The following is a 3,203-nucleotide window of genomic DNA, read 5'->3' as shown; positions in this document are numbered from 1 at the left end:
GCAGCGATGGGATTGCATGCTCAACCAGAGCCAATGGATGATCCCCTCGGCAATTGGCTTACCGCGATTGTTGGCAAGACAGCTTTTCCCTGGATAACGGGCGGGTTGGTCGGCGTTGCTTTAGGCGCATGGCTCCATCATGCCATGTCGTTTCTGGATCGAAAAAGGCAAGGCAAAGATCAATTATTCGGCCAGCTACACTCTGACCTTGAGACGGCCGAGAAAGGTTGGCTTGATTCACTGCGCGATGAAGAAGGTGAATACGATTTTAGTAAGAAGCATCACCTTAAGAAACTCGAGCTAGAAGCCCTTTACCGCGAACTTCGGTTATTGGGAATTACTACCCCAGTTTATGAGGATTTGCCGCCTATTGAGTTCAATGTGGGACACTACTCATATCTTCAAGAAATGCGTGTTTTATCATATCGTAACCAACTGCAGGACGCAAAAAATCGGTCAAAGGAGATCGAAAGAGAGTTCAGGGCCGTGATAGAACAGCAGCAGGAACAACAAATAGAAGCGTAGTCATTGGGAGAAGCTATCGATCACCGCTTCCCCCCATACCTGCTTTTCCCACCGCGCATGCCGCCTCGGCCACCCGTACTCCGCCCTGACGCCTTCTGCGCGTCGTCGACTGCGCGCTCCACCGCCTGTTGCCGTGCCAGTGGGTCGTCGGAGATCGTGAGTTCGACGGTTTCCAGCCGTTTCACCTCGTCGCGCAGGCGTGCCGCCTCTTCGAATTCAAGGTTTTCGGCGGCTTTGCGCATGTCGTGCCGCAGCCCGTCCAGCACGGCGGCAAGGTTTGCCCCTGCCATCGGTTTGTCGACTTTGGCGGTGACGCGGTTCATATCGACGTCGCCTTTGTAGAGGCCCGCCAGAATATCCTCGACGTTCTTTTTGACCGTCATCGGGGTGATGCCGTGGGCCTCGTTGTAGGCAAGTTGTTTGACGCGGCGGCGTTCGGTTTCCTTCATCGCGCGTTCCATCGAACCGGTGATCCGGTCGGCGTACATGATCACGCGGCCTTCGGCGTTGCGCGCGGCGCGGCCGATGGTTTGGACAAGGGACGTTTCAGAGCGCAGGAAGCCTTCTTTATCCGCATCCAAAATCGCCACCAGCCCACATTCGGGGATGTCGAGCCCCTCGCGCAGCAGGTTGATCCCGATCAGCACGTCGAAGGCGCCAAGCCGCAGGTCGCGCAGGATTTCGATCCGCTCGATCGTGTCGATATCCGAGTGCATATAGCGCACGCGGATGCCCTGTTCGTGCATGTATTCGGTCAGGTCTTCGGCCATCCGTTTGGTCAGCGTCGTCACCAGCGTGCGATAGCCGTCGGCGGCAACTTTTCGGACCTCGTCAAGCAGATCGTCAACCTGCATATCGACGGGGCGGATTTCGATCTGCGGATCAATCAGGCCGGTGGGGCGGATGATCTGTTCGGTGAAGACACCGCCGGTCTGTTCCAGCTCCCACGCCGCAGGGGTGGCCGAGACGAAGACGGATTGCGGGCGCATGGCGTCCCATTCCTCGAACTTCAGCGGGCGGTTATCCATGCAGGAGGGCAGGCGGAAGCCATGTTCGGCCAGCGTGAATTTGCGCCGGTAGTCGCCTTTGTACATGCCGCCGATTTGCGGGACAGAGACATGGCTTTCATCGGCAAAGACGATGGCATTGTCGGGGATAAATTCAAAAAGCGTGGGCGGTGGCTCGCCCGGTGCGCGGCCTGTGAGGTAGCGCGAGTAGTTCTCGATCCCGTTGCAGACACCTGTCGCCTCGAGCATTTCGAGATCAAAGTTGGTGCGTTGTTCCAGCCGCTGTGCCTCAAGCAGCTTGCCGTCAGCGACCAGTTGGTCGAGCCGCATGCGTAGTTCCTTTTTGATCCCGATGATGGCCTGCTGCATCGTTGGCTTCGGGGTCACGTAGTGCGAATTGGCGTAGATGCGCACCTTGTCGAAGCTGCCCGTTTTCTCGCCCGTCAGCGGGTCGAATTCGGTGATGGCTTCCAGTTCTTCGCCAAAGAACGAGAGTTTCCATGCACGGTCATCCAGGTGGGCAGGCCAAATCTCTAAACTGTCGCCGCGCACGCGAAAGGTGCCGCGCTGGAAGGCGGCATCGTTGCGCCGGTATTGTTGGGCGATCAGGTCGGCGATGATCTGGCGTTGGTCATAATCGTTACCTGCGTGGATATCCTGCGTCATCGCGCCATAGGTTTCGACCGAGCCGATCCCGTAGATGCACGACACCGAGGCCACGATGATCACGTCGTCCCGTTCTAGCAACGCGCGGGTGGCCGAATGGCGCATCCGGTCAATCTGTTCGTTGATCTGGGATTCTTTCTCGATGTAGGTGTCCGAGCGGGCGACGTAGGCCTCGGGCTGGTAGTAGTCGTAGTAGGACACGAAATATTCAACGGCGTTGTCGGGGAAGAACCCTTTGAATTCGCCGTAAAGCTGGGCTGCGAGGGTTTTGTTGGGCGCAAGGATGATCGCGGGGCGCTGGGTTTCCTCGATCATTTTGGCCATAGTGAAGGTTTTGCCCGTACCCGTGGCCCCCAAGAGCACCTGATCGCGTTCACCTGCCAAGATCCCGGCGCTGAGTTCGGCAATCGCGGTGGGCTGGTCGCCTGCCGGTTCAAACTCGGTTTTCAGCACGAATTGCTTGCCGCCTTCCAGCTTTTCGCGGGTTTTGACGTCGGGGGCGGGGTTGGCGAGGAACTGGTCAATCTCGCGTTTGTCGGTCTGGGCGTAGGCCATTTGGATCGGTCCTTTGGGGTTACGCCTATAGTTGATGTGTTTGGGGGAGGGTTCAAGGGTGGCTCCTGACAGGATGTGTCAGGACTGTCCTGTCGCAAAGGTGCCACTTGCATGATGCGGCTTGCGCGATTGTAACAGAGGCGGTGATCTGTGCCGCACTGTTTCCGATCCGCCGCCTGACCTTTGGTCGCAATAGTGTGAGTTTTGACTCGCCCCATGATCATGTTAACTCTTTCGGTGTGAAGAGTATTGTATTGTCATTCCCTGAGCGCCGCCATGTCCTGGCGATTGTGCTGGCTGTCTGCGGCGGTATTGGCGCGGCTGATGCCGATATTGCCTTCCAGTCGCCTTCGGGAAATATCCGCTGTGACATGACCCGCGGTGCGCCGCTGGCCGTACAGTGTGGTCTTGGTGTGGATGTGCAGAGCTATACTGATCGCCCCGCGTCCT

At 57.7% G+C, this 3,203-nt stretch carries 3 protein-coding genes; 2 read left to right on the top strand and 1 reads right to left on the bottom strand.

Annotated features, from left to right (window positions below; genetic code table 11):
* On the top strand, positions 1-525 hold a 525-nt coding region (locus tag VGP75_RS05290; RefSeq protein WP_327542654.1), incomplete at its 5' end, for a hypothetical protein.
* Between the two features lie 20 nt (positions 526-545).
* Here VGP75_RS05290 and uvrB read toward each other — a convergent pair.
* On the bottom strand, positions 546-2,753 hold the full coding sequence (gene uvrB, locus VGP75_RS05285; protein ID WP_327542653.1) for an excinuclease ABC subunit UvrB: 2,208 nt from the start codon (positions 2,751-2,753) through the stop codon (positions 546-548).
* Between the two features lie 107 nt (positions 2,754-2,860).
* Between uvrB and VGP75_RS05280 the strand changes: the two genes are divergently transcribed.
* Positions 2,861-3,203: hypothetical protein (locus VGP75_RS05280; RefSeq protein WP_327542652.1), on the top strand; the 343-nt coding region annotated here is incomplete at its 3' end.

The organism is Yoonia sp. (assembly GCF_036007805.1).
In the GTDB taxonomy this organism is placed as follows: domain Bacteria; phylum Pseudomonadota; class Alphaproteobacteria; order Rhodobacterales; family Rhodobacteraceae; genus Yoonia.
Note: the sequence above shows the minus strand (reverse complement) of the source record. Positions and strands in the feature narration are given on the sequence as shown.